General features: G+C 70.8%; 16 protein-coding genes. 10 read left to right on the top strand and 6 right to left on the bottom strand.

Going from position 1 to position 17,190, the window contains the following annotated elements:
- Positions 1-18: 18 nt before the first annotated feature.
- The gene (locus B0I29_RS32925) at positions 19-594 is read right to left on the bottom strand and encodes a TetR/AcrR family transcriptional regulator (RefSeq protein ID WP_111653027.1); all 576 of its coding nucleotides are present in this window, start codon (positions 592-594) and stop codon (positions 19-21) included.
- 45 nt (positions 595-639) lie between these two features.
- Positions 640-2,691, bottom strand: coding sequence for an NACHT domain-containing protein (locus B0I29_RS32920; RefSeq protein WP_111653026.1), 2,052 nt, complete (start codon positions 2,689-2,691; stop codon positions 640-642).
- A gap of 76 nt (positions 2,692-2,767) precedes the next feature.
- Between B0I29_RS32920 and B0I29_RS32915 the strand changes: the two genes are divergently transcribed.
- Together B0I29_RS32915 and B0I29_RS32910 are read left to right on the top strand one after the other, a co-directional pair.
- Entirely contained in the window at positions 2,768-3,874 is a 1,107-nt protein-coding gene (locus B0I29_RS32915; RefSeq protein ID WP_111653025.1) for an S-(hydroxymethyl)mycothiol dehydrogenase, read from the top strand.
- Positions 3,871-4,482, top strand: a complete 612-nt coding sequence (locus B0I29_RS32910; protein WP_111653024.1) for an MBL fold metallo-hydrolase — start codon at positions 3,871-3,873, stop codon at positions 4,480-4,482. Before B0I29_RS32915 ends, B0I29_RS32910 begins: the two co-directional genes overlap by 4 nt.
- Positions 4,483-4,564: 82 nt before the next feature.
- Here B0I29_RS32910 and B0I29_RS32905 read toward each other — a convergent pair whose 3' ends face one another.
- Entirely contained in the window at positions 4,565-5,956 is a 1,392-nt protein-coding gene (locus tag B0I29_RS32905; RefSeq protein WP_111653023.1) for an NAD(P)/FAD-dependent oxidoreductase, read from the bottom strand.
- An 87-nt stretch (positions 5,957-6,043) separates the two neighbouring features.
- Here B0I29_RS32905 and B0I29_RS32900 point away from each other — a divergent pair, with 87 nt between their 5' ends.
- On the top strand, positions 6,044-6,685 hold the full coding sequence (locus tag B0I29_RS32900) for a TetR/AcrR family transcriptional regulator (RefSeq protein WP_146616959.1): 642 nt from the start codon (positions 6,044-6,046) through the stop codon (positions 6,683-6,685).
- A gap of 226 nt (positions 6,686-6,911) precedes the next feature.
- Here the strand turns inward: B0I29_RS32900 and B0I29_RS32895 are convergent, their stop codons facing one another.
- Complete coding sequence (locus B0I29_RS32895) at positions 6,912-7,757, bottom strand: MurR/RpiR family transcriptional regulator (RefSeq protein ID WP_111653021.1); 846 nt, start codon at positions 7,755-7,757, stop codon at positions 6,912-6,914.
- 76 nt (positions 7,758-7,833) lie between these two features.
- On the opposite strand from B0I29_RS32895, the gene B0I29_RS32890 reads away from it, so the two are divergent.
- Both B0I29_RS32890 and B0I29_RS32885 read left to right on the top strand, forming a co-directional pair.
- Positions 7,834-8,841, top strand: a complete 1,008-nt coding sequence (locus B0I29_RS32890) for an ornithine cyclodeaminase family protein (RefSeq protein ID WP_111653020.1) — start codon at positions 7,834-7,836, stop codon at positions 8,839-8,841.
- Entirely contained in the window at positions 8,838-10,415 is a 1,578-nt protein-coding gene (locus B0I29_RS32885) for an aromatic amino acid lyase (protein ID WP_111653019.1), read from the top strand. Before B0I29_RS32890 ends, B0I29_RS32885 begins: the two co-directional genes overlap by 4 nt.
- Before the next feature lie 361 nt (positions 10,416-10,776).
- On the opposite strand, the gene B0I29_RS32880 is transcribed toward B0I29_RS32885, so the two are convergent.
- Positions 10,777-11,766 carry a LacI family DNA-binding transcriptional regulator gene (locus B0I29_RS32880; protein ID WP_111653018.1) on the bottom strand — a complete coding sequence of 330 codons (990 nt, stop codon included), beginning with the start codon at positions 11,764-11,766 and terminating at the stop codon, positions 10,777-10,779.
- A 72-nt stretch (positions 11,767-11,838) separates the two neighbouring features.
- Here B0I29_RS32880 and B0I29_RS32875 point away from each other — a divergent pair, with 72 nt between their 5' ends.
- Positions 11,839-12,768 carry an amidohydrolase family protein gene (locus tag B0I29_RS32875; protein WP_111653017.1) on the top strand — a complete coding sequence of 310 codons (930 nt, stop codon included), beginning with the start codon at positions 11,839-11,841 and terminating at the stop codon, positions 12,766-12,768.
- Positions 12,765-13,283, top strand: coding sequence for a cysteine dioxygenase (locus B0I29_RS32870; RefSeq protein ID WP_111653016.1), 519 nt, complete (start codon positions 12,765-12,767; stop codon positions 13,281-13,283). Before B0I29_RS32875 ends, B0I29_RS32870 begins: the two co-directional genes overlap by 4 nt.
- Before the next feature lie 15 nt (positions 13,284-13,298).
- Here the strand turns inward: B0I29_RS32870 and B0I29_RS32865 are convergent, their stop codons facing one another.
- Positions 13,299-14,738 carry an aromatic amino acid lyase gene (locus tag B0I29_RS32865; protein ID WP_111653015.1) on the bottom strand — a complete coding sequence of 480 codons (1,440 nt, stop codon included), beginning with the start codon at positions 14,736-14,738 and terminating at the stop codon, positions 13,299-13,301.
- 116 nt (positions 14,739-14,854) lie between these two features.
- Here B0I29_RS32865 and B0I29_RS32860 point away from each other — a divergent pair, with 116 nt between their 5' ends.
- The 3 genes from B0I29_RS32860 to B0I29_RS32850 are packed head-to-tail and all read left to right on the top strand — an operon-like array spanning position 14,855 to position 17,189.
- A complete protein-coding gene (locus tag B0I29_RS32860; RefSeq protein WP_111653014.1) occupies positions 14,855-15,859 on the top strand; it encodes an ABC transporter ATP-binding protein in 1,005 nt (334 codons plus the stop codon).
- The gene (locus B0I29_RS32855) at positions 15,856-16,509 is read left to right on the top strand and encodes an ABC transporter permease (protein WP_111653013.1); all 654 of its coding nucleotides are present in this window, start codon (positions 15,856-15,858) and stop codon (positions 16,507-16,509) included. Before B0I29_RS32860 ends, B0I29_RS32855 begins: the two co-directional genes overlap by 4 nt.
- Positions 16,506-17,189 carry an ABC transporter permease gene (locus B0I29_RS32850; protein WP_111653012.1) on the top strand — a complete coding sequence of 228 codons (684 nt, stop codon included), beginning with the start codon at positions 16,506-16,508 and terminating at the stop codon, positions 17,187-17,189. The genes B0I29_RS32855 and B0I29_RS32850 overlap by 4 nt, the downstream gene beginning before the upstream one ends.
- The last annotated feature ends 1 nt before the right edge of the window (position 17,190 follow it).

Genomic DNA, 17,190 nt, shown 5'->3' with positions numbered 1-17,190 from the left:
AGACCTAGGGCCTAGGCCCTAGGTCTTAGGCAGGAGAACGCTGATCACCTTCTCCAGGGGCTCGGCGAGCTGGTCGGAGTCGGCGGCGGCGAGTGGTTGCAGCCCCGCCGACCGCAGGATCACCGCGCCCAGTGCGGTGGCGAGCACGATCTGCGCGTTGAGCAGCACCTTCGGGTCGTCCGGTTCGCTGCCGGCCGCCGCGGCGAGCCGCCGCGCGAGCGACCCGAGGGTGTCCAGCCGGATCCGCTCGGCCGTCTCGTCGCCGGACGATCGCAGCAGGAGCAGCAGCTGGTTCGCCTCCTTCGGCTGCGAGATCGCCATCTTCTCGGCGAGCATCCGTGGCGCGTCCTCCAGCGGCAGGTTCTCGAAGACGCTCTGCTTGAGGTCGTCGACGGTCCCGCGCAGGCAGGCCCGGAACAGGCCCTCTTTCGACTCGAAATATCGGCTGATCAGCGCCACGTTCACCCCGGCGTCGGTGGCGATGTCGCGGACCGAGGTCGCCGCGTACCCATCAGCCGCGAACCGGCGCCGGGCGGCCTCCAGCAGCAGCTGCCGGGTGGCGGCCGCGTCCCGGCGTCGCACGGGTGAAGTCATGCCGCCAGCTTACCGATCCCCAAGATCAGGTAAACAATCGTTGACCTAGTGCGGCCACCGGCGGTCCACGTGGGCGGGTTCGTAGGCGGCGAGCCTCGACGGCGGCCCCCGGCGGCTGACGCGTGGTCGCGGCGCCCGGCCTCGGGGCGCGTTCACACTCGCCGCGAGATGCTCCTGAAGCAGCACGTGCCGGAACTGGTAGACGGCGCCGGCCCGGCGCAGCACACCGCGTCGGTGGGCGTCGGCGAGGAAACGGTTCAGCCGCCATGGCAGCCGTCCACGAACGGCGAGGCGCAGGTGTGTCAGACGGAATCGCAGTGCGCGAAGCCCGCCGTTGGACAGCGCGCCCGTGCCGCCGTACACCACGGCCCCGGCCAGGCCGGCGATCAGTGGGGGCGAGCCGGTCATGACGGCCGCGGCGGCCCACAGGATGCCGTTCGGCAGCGCGTGCGCCAGCGACTGGACGGCGATGAGCCGGCGCAGGTCGGTCAGTGAGTCGAGGGGCACGGGCCGGTACGAGCGAATCGGCGGCAGCACCGACCACACGGCGGTCGCGCCCAGGCCGGCGACACCGGCGAGCAGGGCCGCGTCCCATGCTCCGGTGAGCATCCCGGTCACGGCCGCGCAGCCCACGATCGAGAGCGCCCGGGACGCGAGGAACCTCGGGTGGCGATACATCGGGAGGTAGTACTCGTCGGGCCACGCGCCGACCGGCCGGCGGGCCCACAGTACGCCGCGGGCGGCGGCGGCCACGGCGGCCGATCCGGCGGTGAACGCGGCGGCCAGGACCAGGTCCGGCGCCGCCCGGTTCGCGGCGGCAGCGGCACCGGCCGCCACGAGACCGATCAGCAGCGCGGCGGCGGTCGTCGTCAGGAACCGCGTCAGCCGCGGGCGGGCGGCGAGCAGCGCGGCGTCGAACTGCCACCAGCGCACGTCCCGGCTGTGCCGGCGGTCCAGCGCGTACGCGATGGTGCCCGTCCACCGGCCCGGCCGTGGACCGTAGACGGTGCTCAGATAGCGGCTCATCAGCAGGCCGGCGACCTCCTCAGGGGTGGACGACGCGAGCAGATCGGCGGGGTTCGTCCCGGCGCCTCGATAGGTGATCCTCGCCAGCGAGACCATCAGCGGCGTGGAGAGCACCTCGGCCAGCGGGCCGCCGGGATGTGCGCGCAGATGATCGAAGACCTCCGCCCACCGGTCACGTGTCGTCTCCGGGTACGACAGGAAGCGGATCGCCGCCTTCGGGGTCACCGGCTCGAGCTCCACGACGGCGGCCTTCGTGAGCACGATCGCGCTGCGGGACACCGCTTCCTCGTACTCGATCGCCCGGCAGGTCACCACCAGCGGGTGTCCGGCGGAGGCGTAGCGGTCCAGCACGTCCAGCGCGCGGTCGACGTCGCGCAGCTCGTCGAGGCCGTCCAGCACCGGCAGGATCAGCCCGCGTTCGAGCAGCTGGCCGGCGAGCGTGCCGGGGTTGCCGTGCGGCGACAGCACCGCTGCGTAATCCTCGGCCAGCCGACGGGACACGTACGCGTTCACGGGTTCGTTCGGATCCCACTCGCTGATGGCGAGCAGCAGCGGGACCGGGCCGGCGGCTTCGCGCGTACCCAAGAGGGCGAGAGTGAGCAGAAGTGCGAAGCCGGACTTTCCCGAGCCTGGCGCGCCCAGGACCACGAGCTGACGGTGCCGCAGGCACCGGAAGGCCGTCAGGATGTCCTCGTTCAAGGCGTCCGTCGACCCGCGAAGCGGGAACTCCTGCCAGGTGGACGAACCGAGGACGGTGGATCGGCCGGCGGCGGGGCGGCCCGTCGAGGACCAGGAGACCAGGATCGGGTCGGGGTGGGAGATCTCACGGCGGACCGCCTCCGTCGACCAGTCCTCGGTGACCCGGTCGGCGAGGACGGCGGCCACATCCGTGAGCGAGCCGGCGACCGGCTGCGGACGGCCGAGCCGGATCGATGCCACCAGCAGGGCGATCGTGGTCGCCCACACCGCCCACGGCCACCAGGGTGCGTCGATCCTGATGGTGTCGGTGGCGAGATTGATCACCAAGGCCAGGGCGGCGCCCACCAGCGGGAGGCTCACCCAGCGTTGCATCTCACCTCTTAGAAGTATCGATGGTCCACAGTGTGGCAGGCTTTGTCACACCGATGAAAGAAGGGACCTCGCACCCATGCAGCAGGTTAAAGCGGTCATCGCACGGTCCAAGGGCGCGCCGGTCGAGCTCGTGACGATCAACGTTCCGGATCCCGGGCCCGGCGAGGCCGTGGTGAAGATCCAGTCGTGCGGCGTGTGCCACACCGACCTGCACTACCGCGAGGGCGGTATCAACGACGAGTTCCCGTTCCTGCTCGGCCACGAGGCGGCCGGGATCGTGGAGTCGGTCGGCGCGGGCGTCACCGGCGTCGCACCCGGCGATTTCGTGGTGCTGAACTGGCGGGCGGTCTGCGGTGAGTGCCGGGCCTGCAAGCGCGGTGACCTGCACTACTGCTTCAACACACACAACGCCAAGCAGAAGATGACCCTGGAGGACGGCACCGAGCTGTCGCCGGCGCTGGGCATCGGCGCGTTCGCGGAGAAGACCCTGGTCGCGGCCGGTCAGTGCACCAAGGTCGACCCGTCGGCTCGGCCCGCCGCCGTCGGCCTGCTGGGCTGCGGCGTGATGGCCGGCATCGGTGCGGCGATCAACACCGGTGGGGTGACCCGGGGCAAGTCGGTCGCCGTGATCGGCTGCGGCGGCGTCGGTGTCGCGGCGATCGCCGGCGCGGCCCTCGCGGGCGCGTCGCCGATCATCGCGGTCGACATCGATCCGTTGAAGCTGGAGGCGGCCCGCAAGCTCGGCGCGACGCATCTGGTCGACTCGTCGAAGACCGACCCGGTCGAGGAGATCAAGCGGATTTCCGCCTCGGTGTATCCGGGCGCTGACGGCGCTGACGTGGTGATCGAGGCGGTCGGCCGGCCGGAGACGTGGAAGCAGGCGTTCTACGCCCGTGACCTGGCCGGTGTCCTGGTGCTGGTCGGTGTGCCGACGCCGGACATGAAGGTGCCGGACCTGCCGCTGATCGACGTGTTCGGCCGCGGTGGCGCGCTGAAGTCCAGCTGGTACGGCGACTGCCTGCCCAGCCGTGACTTCCCGATGCTGGTCGATCTCTATAAGCAGGGCCGCCTCGACCTGGACGCCTTCGTCACCGAGGAGGTCGGCATCGAGGACGTGGAGGCCGCGTTCGCCGCGATGCACGGCGGTGGCACTCCGGTGCTGCGTTCGGTGGTAGTCCTGTGACGGCCCGGGTCGATCATGCCGTCGTCGCCGGGACGTTCAGCCTGGACGGGCAGACGTACGACGTCGACAACAACATCTGGGTGGTCGGCGACGACAACGACTGCGTGGTGATCGACGCGCCGCACGACGTGGACGCGATCCTCGCCGTGGTCGGCGGCCGCAAGATCGTGGCGATCGTCTGCACGCACGCCCACGACGACCACGTCCGGGTCGCGCCGGCGCTGCGGGAGCGCACCGGCGCGCCGATCTTCCTGCACCCGGACGACCGGCCGCTGTGGGAGCTGACCCACGGTAAGGACGAGGTCTGGGACGCGGACCTGGCGGACGGCGCGGAGATCGCGGTCGGCGGCACCACGCTGACCGTGCTGCACACGCCGGGGCACGCGCCGGGAGCGGTCTGTCTGTACGCGCCCGAGCTCGGCAGCGTCTTCACCGGTGACACGCTGTTCCAGGGCGGTCCGGGGGCGACCGGACGGTCGTACTCGGACGCCGGCCTGATCGTGGACTCGATCAAGGCGAAGTTGTTCGCGCTCCCGGGGGAGACCGTGGTGCACACCGGCCACGGCGACGACACGACGATCGCCGCCGAGCAGGAGCGTCTGGCGTAAGAGCCCCTCACGCCGATCTTGAGCGATTTTCCGCCCCTGGGGGCCAGAATCGCTCAAGATCGGCTGATGGTCATCCGACCTGTCAGCTGTCGAAGCCGAAGCCGACCTTGTCCATCGCCTTGAGCCACAGGTTTCGCCGCCCGCCATTCGCGTCGGCGTGGGCCAGTGACCGCCGGGTCAGCTCCACCCCCGCCCAGCGAACCGGCTCCGGCGGGAACGGCAGCGGCTTCGACCGCACCATCCGGGTCGCCGTCCGCTTCGTCCGCTCCCCGGACAGCAGGTCCAGCATCACGTCGGCGCCGAACCGCGTGGCGGCCACACCCAGGCCCGTATACCCCGCGGCGTACGCCACCCGGCCGCCGTAAGCCGACCCGAAGAACGCCGAGAACCGGGTGCACGTGTCGATCGCCCCGCCCCACGCGTTGGTGAAGCGAAGCCCGTCGAGCTGCGGGAACGTGTCGAAGAAGTGGTCCGAGAGCCGGTGGTACGTCTCCTGCCGGTGCTCGTGCGAGAGATCCATCTTCCCGCCGTAGTGGTAGATCGCGTCGTACCCGCCCCAGAGGATGCGGTGGTCGGCGGTCTGCCGGAAGTAGTGGAACTGGTTGCCGGAGTCGCCGAGCCCCTGCCGGTTCTGCCAGCCGATGGCATCCCTTTGCGCAGCGGACAGCGGCTCGGTCATCAGCGCGTAGTCCCAGACCGGGATCGTGTAGAGCCGGGTCCGCTTCACCAGCGACGGGTAGACGTTGGTGCCAAGGGCCACGTGACGGGCGCGCACCCGGCCGAGCGGGGTCTCCACCAGCATGCCGGCGCCGTCCCGGGCCAGGCCGTTCGCGAACGTGCCCTCGAAGATGTGCACGCCGAGCCGCTCGGCCACCTCGGCCAGGCCCCAGGCCAGCTTCGCCGGGTTGACCATGGCGGTGCCGGTGCGGTCCCACGCGCCGGCCAGGAAGCGCGGCGACCGGACCTCGGCCTGTACCGCGGCGTGGTCCATGAACTCGACGTCGACGCCCTGACTGCGGGCCAGCTCGACACCCTGGCGCAGCGCCTCGACCTCGTGCGGCTCGGTCGCCACGTCCAGGGCGCCGGTGCGTTCCCAGTCGCAGTCGATGCCGTACCGATTGATGGTGTCCTCGATGCCCTGCAGGTTTTCCAGGCCGAGCTGTTCGAGGGTGGCGATCTCCTCCGGCCAGCGGCTGTGCCCGTTGGCGAAGCCGTGGGTGAGGCTGGCCGCGACGAATCCGCCGTTGCGCCCGGAGGCGGCGTGCCCGATCCGGCCGCCCTCGATCAGGACGACGTCACGCTGCGGGTCCCGCTCCTTCGCGATGATCGCGGTCCACAACCCGGTGTAGCCGCCGCCGATGACCACCAGATCGGTGGAGAGCTCTCCGGTCAGCGGTCCGCGAACGGCGGGCCGTCCGGGGTCGGACAACCAGTAGGTGGAGTAACTCACATCGGTCAATGACTGTCGGTTCATGGGTTGCACCTCGGTGCGGAAGGAGGGGGGAGCACTAGCATTGGTCGGTTGCTTGGACCGAGAACTGGAGGAAATTTGCGAGCCCGAGTGGCGCTGACACCTGAGCTGATCGTCGACGCGGCGACGCGACTGGCCGAGAATGCCGGCGCTGACGCGCTCAGCATCCGGGCCCTCGGCAAGGAGCTCGGCGTGGATCCGACAGCGGTTTACCGGCATTTCCGGGACCGGGACCAGATCGTTCTGGAAGTCGCCGACCGCCTGCTGAGCGCGATCGTCGACGGCCTGCCCGACGACCTCGCGTGGCGGTCCCGCCTGGAGTGGCTGTCCCAGGAGATGGTCCGCTCGTTCGTGGCGCACCCGGCGATCGCGCCGATCCTGGCGTTGCGGACCACGCGCCGGCAGGGTGAGTTCCGTCTCGCCGAGGAGATTCTGGGTGCTCTGCGGGAGGCCGGCCTCGCCGACGAGCTCGCGGCCGTGCAGCACCGCGTCTTCGACGACACCGTGATGTCCTACGCCGCGATGATCAGTGCCTACACCGCGATGGACGAGTCGAGCCGGGAGGGTGACGAGTCGGCGTGGGCTCGCGAGTACCGCGCGCTGCCGGTCCGCCGCTACCCGAACATCGCCGCCGCCGCGCCGTTCTTCGCCGGCATCGAGGACGAGACGGTCCTGCTGGAACTGATCAGCGCCCTGCTGGACCGAGTCGAAAAACTGGCCGCCGCGCACTGACACCACCCCGGTTCCCGGGCCGCCAGGTCAGCGGCTTCCCCTCAAGCATCGCAGTTGTCAGCGGTGTTGACAACACCATTTAACCAGGCCTTTCCCGCAAGGCAGTGCCAGCGCGAGCTAGCTGCCGCGCTTGCGGCAGATTCTTTGGTACGGAATTGAGCGCCCCCGCAACGACGAAACCTGCCCGGCCCGCAAGCCTCGGTGAGGCACCGCGACACCCTGATCGTCAGGCTTCGTGGATCCAGTCGTCGACCAGGGACTCGTGGGCTTCGAGCCGCCGCTGGGTCCGCTCCGGGTCGGTGGCGGCGATCGCGTCGAGCAGACTGATCGACAGCACCACGGCCGCCGCGTGCGAGTCGAAGACCAGCCCGGTGCCGACCGGCGCCACCAGCAGCACGTCGGCCTCGCCGGCGAACGGCGCGAGCGCGCTGTCGGCGATCACCACGGTGGACAGCCCGAGCTTGCGGGCCCGCCGGATCGCCGCGACAGTGGCCGCCGGGTACCGGGGCATCGCGAAGATCAGCAGCGCGGACGCGTCCTGCTGGCGCAGCTGCAGCACGGTGTCGGCCAGGGTGCCGGCGTTCGTGCAGGTGGTCACGGACGGGAGGATCCGCCGGGCGAAGAAGCCGAAGTGCTCGGCCAGTGCGGCGGACGCCCGCAGGCCGACCACGCCGAGCGGCTGCGACGCGGCCAGCAGCCGGACCGCCGCAGCCATCCGGTCGCCGGTGACCACCCGGTGCAGGCTGCCGACGTTCGCGCACTCCTGCTCGATCGCGACCACGCCGGCGTCGAACCGCTCCGGCGCCCGCTGCCCGGGACCCCGTTGCTCCGGAACGCCTGACAGGACGGCTTCGCGCAACGCGGTCCGGAACTCGGGGAAGCCGGCGAACCCCAGCGCGGTGGCGAGCCGGGTCACGGTCGGCTGGCTGACGCCGGTCTGCTCGGCGATCTCGACCGTGGAGAGGAACGCCACCCCGGGGAACATGCCGAGCATCCGCTGCACGATCTGCCGCTGGGTGGGTGACAGGCGGTGTTGCTGCGCCAGATTCAACAGCCAGTCCTCAGGCGCCATGACTGAATATTCTAGAACACAAATCCGATAGGGTGCATATGTTGATTCAGCGCATCTGCTGGGGGTTGGCTGTCGTATGACGATCTGGCTGCGGTACCTGAACGGCGCCGACATCGACGAGCTGAACATCGGGCACGCCGAGGTGATCGAAGCCGTCGAGTCGGTCGTGGCCGCGCACGGGCGGGGCGAGACCGTCTTCGAGCCGCGTACCCATCTGGTCCCCGACAACGGCGGCACCGGGCACTTCAACATTCTGCGCGGGCACGTCTCCACGCTCGGTGAACGCGGCGTCAGCGGGGTCAAGGTGGTCGGCGACTTCGTCCCGAACTACCTGCGGGGCCTGCCCAGCGAGATGGCGATGCTGACCCTGTTCGACCCGCACACCGGCGTACCCCTGGCGATCCTGGACGCGACGCTGATCACCGAGGTCCGCACCGGCGCGATGACCGCCGTCGGCGCGAAACACCTGGCCCGCCCGGACTCCGCGATCCTCGGCCACGTCGGCGCGCGCGGCACCGCCTTCGCCAACGTGACCATGCTGGACAGCCTGTTCCCCCTGGAGGAGATCCGGGTGACCAGCCGCCGGCCCGAATCCCGGGAGGCCTTCGCGGCGCGCCTGCGCGAGGTCACCACCACGCCGGTACGCGCGGTCGCCACCGCCGATGAGGCGTACGACAACGCCGACATCCTGGTCGAGGCGTCCCGTCTGGAGAAACCGGAGCCGTTGCTGCGTACCGCCGCGGTGAAGCCGGGCGCGTTCGTGGTCCCGTACGGAACGATCAGCGCCGTTGAACTGGACCTGCTCGACGTCATGGACAAGGTGGTCGTCGACGACTGGCGCGAGTCCCAGTCTGGCCGGTTCGGCGCCCTGCGCGCCCACGTCGACACCGGCCGCCTGACCGAGCAATCTCTGTACGCCCAGCTGGGCGAGATCGTCAGCGGCGGCAAGCCGGGCCGGGAACGCGCGGACGAACGCATCCTGTTCTGGCACCGGGGCCTGTCGATCCTGGACGTGGCCCTCGGCCACCTGATCCTGACCAGGGCCCAGGCCGCCGACACGGGCACGATGCTGAAGTACCGATGACCGGGCCGGCGGTGCATCGGATCGGCAAGGCCGAAGAACTCGGGCCGGAACTGATCGCGGCCGTTGCCCGGGGGGATGCCCGCCTCGAACTGGCACCGGAACTGCTCGCCGAAGTCGATGCGGCCCGGGCCGTGATGCTGGCGGCGCTGGCCGGGGGCGGGCCGGTCTACGGCGTCAACACGGGGATGGGTGCGCTCGCCGGGATCCGGCTCGACGCCGAGGAACAGGCCCGGCATCAGAACAACCTGATGGCGGGGCGGTCCGTCGGATCGGCGCCGTGGCTGGGGCGGGAGGAGGCGCGAGCCCTTTTGTGCGTACGCCTGCGAACGTTGCTGCAACCAGCTGCCGGCGCCTCGCCGGAGCTGGCGCTGCAGGTGGCCGCGCTGCTCGACGCGGGCGTGACGCCGGCGATCCCGGCGCGGGGATCGGGCGCGGCCGGGGAGATCATTCCGCTGGCGCATGCCGGGGCCGCGCTGATCGGAACCGGACAGGTTCTCGATCCGTCCGGTCGGGCGGTCGATGCCGGGCCGGCGCTCGCCGAGGCGGGGCTGCGGCCGTATTCGTTCGGGGCGAAGGAGGGTGTCGCGTTCCTGGAGGGCGTACCCGGGCTGACCGGCCTAGCGGTGCTCGCGGCACAGGCGGCGCGCACACTGATCGCACAGGTCACGGCCGTGGTGGCGGCGGAACACGCGATCGCGCACGCGAGTCTCGACCCGTGGCACCCGGCGTTCGGGGACGGGGACCCGGAGCTACGTACCGTCCTGGCCGAGCTGACGGCGAGCCGCGAGCTGCGTTCCGGCGTGGCTGAGCCGGTGGCGAGCCGTGAGCCGCGTACCGACGTGGCCGAGCTGGCGGCGAGCCGCGGCGAAGGACCACCGCGTGCGCTGCAGGCGCCGGTGTCGTTCCGGGTGAGCGCGCCCGCGCTGGCCGTCGCGACACGCGCGACCGCGGGGCTGGAAGCGGCCGTGGACCGGAGCCTAAGGTGCGTCTCCGACTCGCCCGCGTTCCTGGACGGCCGGTTCGTCGGCAGCGCCGGGTTTGCCGGCACCGACCTGGTCGCCGCAGCGAGTTCCCTGACCACCGCCGTGATCCACCTGGCCGAACTGGGCGTGTCCCGGCTGCACCGGCTGCTCGACGCGGGCGTTACGGGGCTGACTCGGCAGCTGTCCGCCACGCCCGGGGTGGACGCCGGGATGGTCGTGGTGCACAAGCGTGCGGTGGGTGTAGCGCACCGGCTGCGGAGGTTCGCGGCGCCGGCACTGATCGGCCCGATGGAGACGTCGGCGGGCCAGGAGGACGTGCAGAGCTTCGGCTTCGAGGCGGCCGAATGCCTGTCCGAGTCCCTGGACGGCCTACGCGAAGTCCTGTCCTGCGAAATCCTCGCGATCCACCAGGCCAATCTCCTGTCCACGGGCGCAGCGACCGCGAGTGACGCGGCGACCGCGAGTCATGACTTGAGCGAGATATTCGGCGAATTGCCCCAGTCGACCCGGGACCGCCCCTACGGCCGTGACCTCGACCGCATCGTCGAGCACCTGAGGGCCGCTCGAACGACCCGGCACGACCCCCGCTGACCCTGTGCCGCCCCTCCTCAGCGATCTTGAGTGATTTCCGACCCCGGGAGGTCAAGGATCGCTCAAGATTCGCGGGGCCGGCGGTCACATGCAAGATCGACTCGGGCGGATCATGGTCGGTTGGGCTCGGCGCTTGCGAGGTCGCCGGCCGCAGACTTGCCGATCTTGTGAGCTTGTGCCGCCATGCCGGCCACGAACTCACAAGATCGCGGAGGCCCACTCGGCGGAGAGGTCCAGGCCGCCGAGAATCCCCGCACGTTGTGAGTTTGGGCCGGCATGCCCGCCACAAGCTCACAAGATCTGGACGCCTCGCCGGCGTCGCACGCGCTGCCCGACGCCCCGTGCTGCCCGTCGGCCGCGGTCAGGAGGGGTGGGTGGTTGAGGCTCTCAGGATCAGTTCGGGGCGGAACACCGGGGTCTGTGGGGGCTCGTCCTCCAGCAGGCCCACCAGTTGGCTCACCGCTGCTTCGACTATCGCGTCCTCGTCCCAGGCCATGGTGGTCAGGCCGGGGTTCACCAGGGCGGCCAGCTGGTGGTCGTCGTAGCCGATCACGGACAGCTCGGCCGGGACCTGGACGCCCAGGTCGCGGGCTGCCTGGTAGACCGCGAAGGCCAGGGAGTCGCTCAGGCAGAAGACCGCGGTCACCTGGTTCGGATCGGACAGCAGGCCGGCCGCCACCGTCACCGCCGCGTTGGTTGCCGCCGGGGCGGAGAACGGGACCAGTTTCAGGCCGAGGGTGGCCGCCACTTCCACGGCCAGGACCTCGGCCGGGCGGCCGGGTGTCGACGGCAGGGCCGGGGCCAGCAGGCCGACCCTCCGGTGGCCCAGGGACGCCAGGTGGGCCAGGGCGGTCTGCACGCCCCACCGGTTGTCGAACAGCACGCTGCCGGTGCCGGGCCGGCTGGTCAGCGCGTCGCCTATCGCCACCACCGCCACGGCCGGGTCGAGCAGCCGCCAGTACGCCGCCGACGGGTCGACCGGGGAGACCACGGCGCCGTCGACGCGCTGGGCGACGAACTGCTCGACGATGAGGCGTTCCTGGGAGGGGTCGGCGTCGGCGTCGGCGATCGTCGCGTACCGGCCGCGGCGGCGCAGGGCCTGGGTGAGCATCACGGAGAGGTCCTGCTGCCACAGGTCGCGCAGCGAGCCGCTCACGCCGACCGAACCGGTGCGGCCGCTCGCCAGGGCACGGGCGATCGGGTCGACGGTGTATCCGAGCTCGTCGGCCAGCTGCCGGACCCGCCGGATCGTGCCGGGGGAGCCGCGGACGCCGCGGAGCGCGTACGACGTGGCGGCGAGCGAGAGACCGGCGGCGTCCGCCAGGTCCTGCAGGGTTCGTCGCCGCGGCATCGACAGAGAGTAACACCGCCCGTTGTCTGAGATCACCTTGCTGAATGGGCACGGAAGCGCTTCACTTCATGCATGAGTGAAGCGCTTCCCCCCGAGCCCCGCAAGGGTCGGGCCGACTGCCATCAGCACCTGTGGCCGTCGCGCTTCCTCGACGCGCTGCGGCGCCGCGACACCTACCCCTACCTGCGGGACTGGACGTTGCATCTGGCGGGCGAGAACCCGTACCCGGTCAATGCGAAGGACCACGACGTGAGCGCGCGTCGCGCGACCGAGCTGGCCGAGGGCACGGGCCTGGCGCTGGTTTCGCTGTCGAGTCCGCTCGGGATCGAGCATCTGCCGGGTCCGGAGGGCGCCGAGCTGATCGACATCTGGCACGAGAGCGCGCTGGAGCTGCCGGATCCGTTCCGGGTCTGGGCGGCCGCCTCGGTGACCGATCCTGATCCGGTCGCCCTCGCGAAGATCCTCGCCGAGGAGCGGATCGCCGGGCTTCAGCTGCCCGCTACGGCGCTCGCCGATCCGGACGGCATCGCCGCGATGGAGCCGCTGCTCACCGAGCTGGAGCGCGCCGGGAAACCGCTGCTGGTGCACCCCGGACCGGCCCCCGCCTGCCCGCCGGACCTGCCGTCGTGGTGGCCGGCGCTGGTGCCCTATGTCGCTCAGCTACACCAGTCCTGGCTGGCCTGGCACGTCTGCGGCCGGGAGCGGCACCCGGCGTTGCGGATCGGATTCGTCGCGCTCGCCGGGCTGGCGCCGCTGCATCACGAACGGCTCGCCGCCCGCGGCGGGTCGTTCGGCGTCGTCGACCCGGGCGTCTTCTACGAGACCAGTTCGTACGGCACCCGCGCGATCGACGCGATGGTCCGCGTCGTCGGTGTGGACGGCATCGTGCACGGCTCGGACCGGCCCTATGCCCAGCCGTGCGACCCGGGCCTCGGCGACGCGTTCGCCCACGCCATGTTCACCGCGAACCCCCACCAGATGCTGACCGGAGAGTCACGATGACGACTGACACCGTCGCGGTCACCGACCTGCCGGAGCTGCCCGGCCGCGTCCTCACCCCGAAAGAGCTGCAGACCTGGGTCAGCTCACTGGCCGCGCGCCCCGAGCTCTGGGAGTCGCTGGTACGCCATGACACCGGGAAACGGCATTACGCGTCGCTGTACCGGGACAGTGACATCGACGTCTGGGTGCTGTGCTGGAACGTCGAGGACGACACCGGCTGGCACGACCACGACATCTCGTCCGGCGCGGTCGCCGTGGTCCGGGGTGCGGTCTCCGAGGCCAATCCGCGGATGGGCGGGGAACCGGTGACCCGGGTCGTGGGGGAGGGCCGGGCGTTCGCGTTCGGACCGGACCACATTCATCGGATGGCCGGGGCCGTGGACGGCTCGGTGTCGATTCATGCCTATTCGCCGCCTTTGTGGCGGATGGGGCAGTATTCGATCAGTCCCAGCGGGGTGCTCCGGCGGCACGCCGTGAGCTATGCGGACGAACTGCGACCGCTGGACCCCGGCTAGGCGCAGAATCAACGCCTAGAGATCGGCCAGCTGGGGGAGGAGAGCCGCGGCGCGTTCCAGGCTGGTGCCCAAGGGGCGATCGTCCTCGTCCGGGTCCATGGACTTGTCGGCCAGCTCGAACGCCCGCAGTGCCAGCCCGCTGGTCAGCCGGCCGGGCGCCATCCGTAGCGCGCGGACCGCGGCCACCAGTTCGGCGGCGAGCATCATCGGGGCCAGCTCGGTCATGGTGCGCAGCGATCGGGCACCCTGAGTGGCGAAGCTCGCATGTTCCTCCAGGCCCAGCGAGATCGACAGGGTGCCGGCCGCGGTCGGCTGCATGCCGACACGGATCTGGGTGAGCAGGTCCTGGACCACGTATTCGCTGATCATGAGGCCTGAGCTGCCGGGCGGGCCGGAGGCGAGGAAGGCGCGCAGACCGGTCAGGTCGGGACGCATCAGCAAACCCAGCCGGGCCGAGGAAAGAGATAGAACTGGTAGGAAAGCGCTACGCATGCTGTCCAGGGCAGTGGCTAGGGTGGCGGTGTGGAACTGCCCGTGATGGAGGACGCCGTCGTCGGTCACCAGGGGGTTCTCGACGGCAGCGTTGAGCTCGGCGGTGAGCACACCGTTCAGTTCGCGCGCCGCGTGGATCGCCGGTGCCGTGACCTGAGGGACGACGCGCAGGCCGAACGGGTCCTGGATCCGCACGGCCGGCCCGCACCCGGTGACCAGCGCGTGCAGCGTCGCCGCGACCTTCGCCTGCTGGGGGTGGGCACGCGCCTGGTGCACGACCGGGTCGTATGCCTCGGGGTTGCCGCGCAGCGCCAGGAACGACAGGGCGGCCACCACGATCGACGCGCGCAGCTGGGTCTGCACCTCGATGAGGGCGAGCGCGGCGGTCGCCACGGTCAGCGCGCTGGAGCTGATCATCGGCAGGGCGTCGGTGGCGTCGATCCGGGTGGTCGGGCCGGGGCCGTTGCGCCAGGGGCGTTCGCCGGCGAGGGTGAGCCCCAGCTCGGCCAGGGCGGACAGGTCGGCCGTGCCGATCGCGCCCCACGGGTGCAGGGTGGGCACGGCGCCGTCCCGCACCGCCGTGGCGATGGCCTCGGCGATCCGGCGGGAGACCCCGGATCCGCCGGCCAGGATCTGGTTCAGGCGTACCGTCATGGCTGCTCGGGCGGTGACGTCGTCCTCGACCGGGCCCACTCCCGCGCAGTGGCTGCGCAGCAGCCGCAAGCCGTGGTCGGAGGCGGGGCCGGCGCTCTCGTGCCGGTTGGCGCCGACGCCGGTGTTCGCGCCGTACACCGCGCCGTGCTCGCGGGCCGCCTGGAGGATCCCGTGCCGGGCGTCCACCCGCGCCAGGGCGATCGGGTCCACGGTGACGTGCGCCATGCCCGTGGCGATCATCACGAGACCCTCGATGGAGAGGGTGTGTCCATCGAGTGGGACGCTCGATACACCGTCTTCTGCCTGCATAGCGGCCCTCACGCACCTGTTAATGGTCGGTAAAGGCGTGGCCTCTGCCGTTGACATCCTATTCACTACACCGGAAGTATGAATAGCAGTATTCAAGAGCTACCGCCAGGAGCGTAATGATCACATTCGACGACGTCGTGAAGGTCTATCCCGGTGGCAGTACGGCAGTCGACCACCTGACTGTCGAGCTGCCCACCGGGAAGCTGACCGCGCTGGTCGGGCCGTCCGGCTGCGGCAAGACCACGTCGCTTCGCATGATCAACCGCATGGTGAACCCGACGTCCGGCCGCGTGCTGATCGACGGCCAGGACGTCTCGCAGCAGGATGAGGCCAAGCTGCGGCGGGGCATCGGATACGTCATCCAGAGCGCCGGCCTCTTCCCGCACCGCACCGTGCTGGACAACGTCGCCACGGTCCCGGTGCTGGTCGGCAAGACCCGCCGGGAGGCGCGTACCGCGGCGCTCGAACTGCTCGACCGCGTCGGGCTGAGCCCGGAGTTCGCGAAGCGGTACCCGGCGCAGCTCTCCGGCGGCCAGCAGCAGCGGGTCGGCGTGGCCCGGGCGCTCGCCGCCGACCCGCCGATCATGCTGATGGACGAGCCGTTCAGCGCTGTCGACCCGGTGGTGCGCGGCCAGCTGCACGCCGAGTTCCTCCGCCTGCAGAACGACCTCGGCAAGACCATCGCGATGGTCACCCACGACATCGACGAGGCGATCAAGCTCGGCGACAAGGTCGCGGTCTTCCGGCAGGGCGGCATCCTGGCCCAGTTCGGTACGCCCCAGGAGCTGCTGGAGAAGCCGGCGGACGACTTCGTGGCCGAGTTCGTCGGCCGGGACCGGGGTCTGCGCAGCCTGTCGTTCGACTCGGCCGCCTCGCTTCCGGTGCAGCCGGTCTCCTCGCAGCCCGACCTCGAGCTCGACGACGCCGGGCGGCCGGTGCGGTGGCGGTCGGCCGGCGATCTCGGCGGGGTCTTCACGGCCTCCGACTCGCTGCGGGTCGTCACCGACCTGGCGATCAGCTCGCCGGTCGGAATCGCGGTCCGGGTCGACGAGCAGGGCAAGGCGGACGGCGTGGTCCGGCACCACGACCTGGTGGATCATCTGCTGGAGCGCCGGCGTTGATCCAATACCTGCAGAACAACTACGAGGTCGTGCTGACCGCTCTGCAGCAGCACGTCTGGCTGGCGCTGCTGCCGGTGCTGCTCGGGTTCGCGATCGCGCTGCCGGTCGGGTACCTGGCGGTGCGTTTCACCTGGCTCTACCACCCGCTGGTCAACGTGTGCGGCGTGCTGTACTCGATCCCGTCGCTGGCGCTTTTCGTCTTCCTGCCGGTGCTGCTCGGCACCAAGGTGCTCTCGCCGATCAACATCGTGGTGGCGCTGACCATCTACACGGTGGCGCTGCTGGCGCGGACGGTCGCGGACGGCTTGCGCTCGGTCGATCCGCTGATCACCCAGGCCGCGACGGCGATGGGTTACCGCCGGTTCGGCCGGCTGATCAATGTCGAGCTGCCGGTGGCGCTCCCGGTCATCCTGGCCGGCCTGCGGGTCGCGACGGTCGCCAACATCAGCCTGGTCAGCGTCGGCGCCCTGATCGGTGTCGGCGGCCTCGGCCAGCTGTTCACCCGCGGATTCCAGCTGTTCTACCTGGAGCCCATCCTGGTCGGCATCATCCTGTCGGTGCTGCTCGCCGGCATCGCCGACCTGGTCATCGTGCTCATCCAGCGGGCGGTCACTCCGTGGGCCCGGTTCCAGCGAGGTGGCGCGGCGTGAACTTCTCGTACCTTTTCGACCCGGAGCACTGGGAGCTCGGCGTGCCGGGCGGTTTCCCGCAGCTGATCCTGTCCCACCTGGGCTATTCGGCCCTCGGCCTGCTGCTCGGCGTGATCATCGCACTGCCGGTCGGGCTGTACATCGGGCATACCGGCCGGGGCTCGTTCCTGGCGATCAACGCAGGCAACGCGGGCCGGTCGCTGCCCACCCTGGGCCTGCTGATGCTGATGGTCACCCTGCTCGGGCTGGGCCTGCTGCCGGTGCTGATCGCGCTGACCGTGCTGGTCGTCCCGCCGATCCTCACCTCGACGTACGCCGGGATGCGCGCCGTCGACCACGGTGTGGTCGACGCGGCAAAGGGCATGGGCATGCGTCCGCTGCAGGTGCTGTTCCGGGTCGAGTTCCCGATGGCCCTGCCGGTGATCATGGGCGGGTTTCGCAGCGCGGCCCTCCAGGTGATCGCCACCGCGACCGTGGCCGCATCGGTCGGCCTCGGTGGCCTCGGCCGCCTGCTCATCGACGGCCTGGCCGTCAACGACTACTCCCGTGTCCTGGCCGGCGCCGTCGTCGTCGCCGTGCTCGCCGTCGCACTGGATCTGATTCTGGCGCTCGTGCAGCGCTGGGTCGTCTCACCCGGCCTGTCCGGGCGGCGCGTCCGGCGCGCCACAGCCGCCACCTGAA

This window comes from Actinoplanes lutulentus (assembly GCF_003259845.1).
Classification (GTDB): domain Bacteria; phylum Actinomycetota; class Actinomycetes; order Mycobacteriales; family Micromonosporaceae; genus Actinoplanes; species Actinoplanes lutulentus.
Note: the sequence above shows the minus strand (reverse complement) of the source record. Positions and strands in the feature narration are given on the sequence as shown.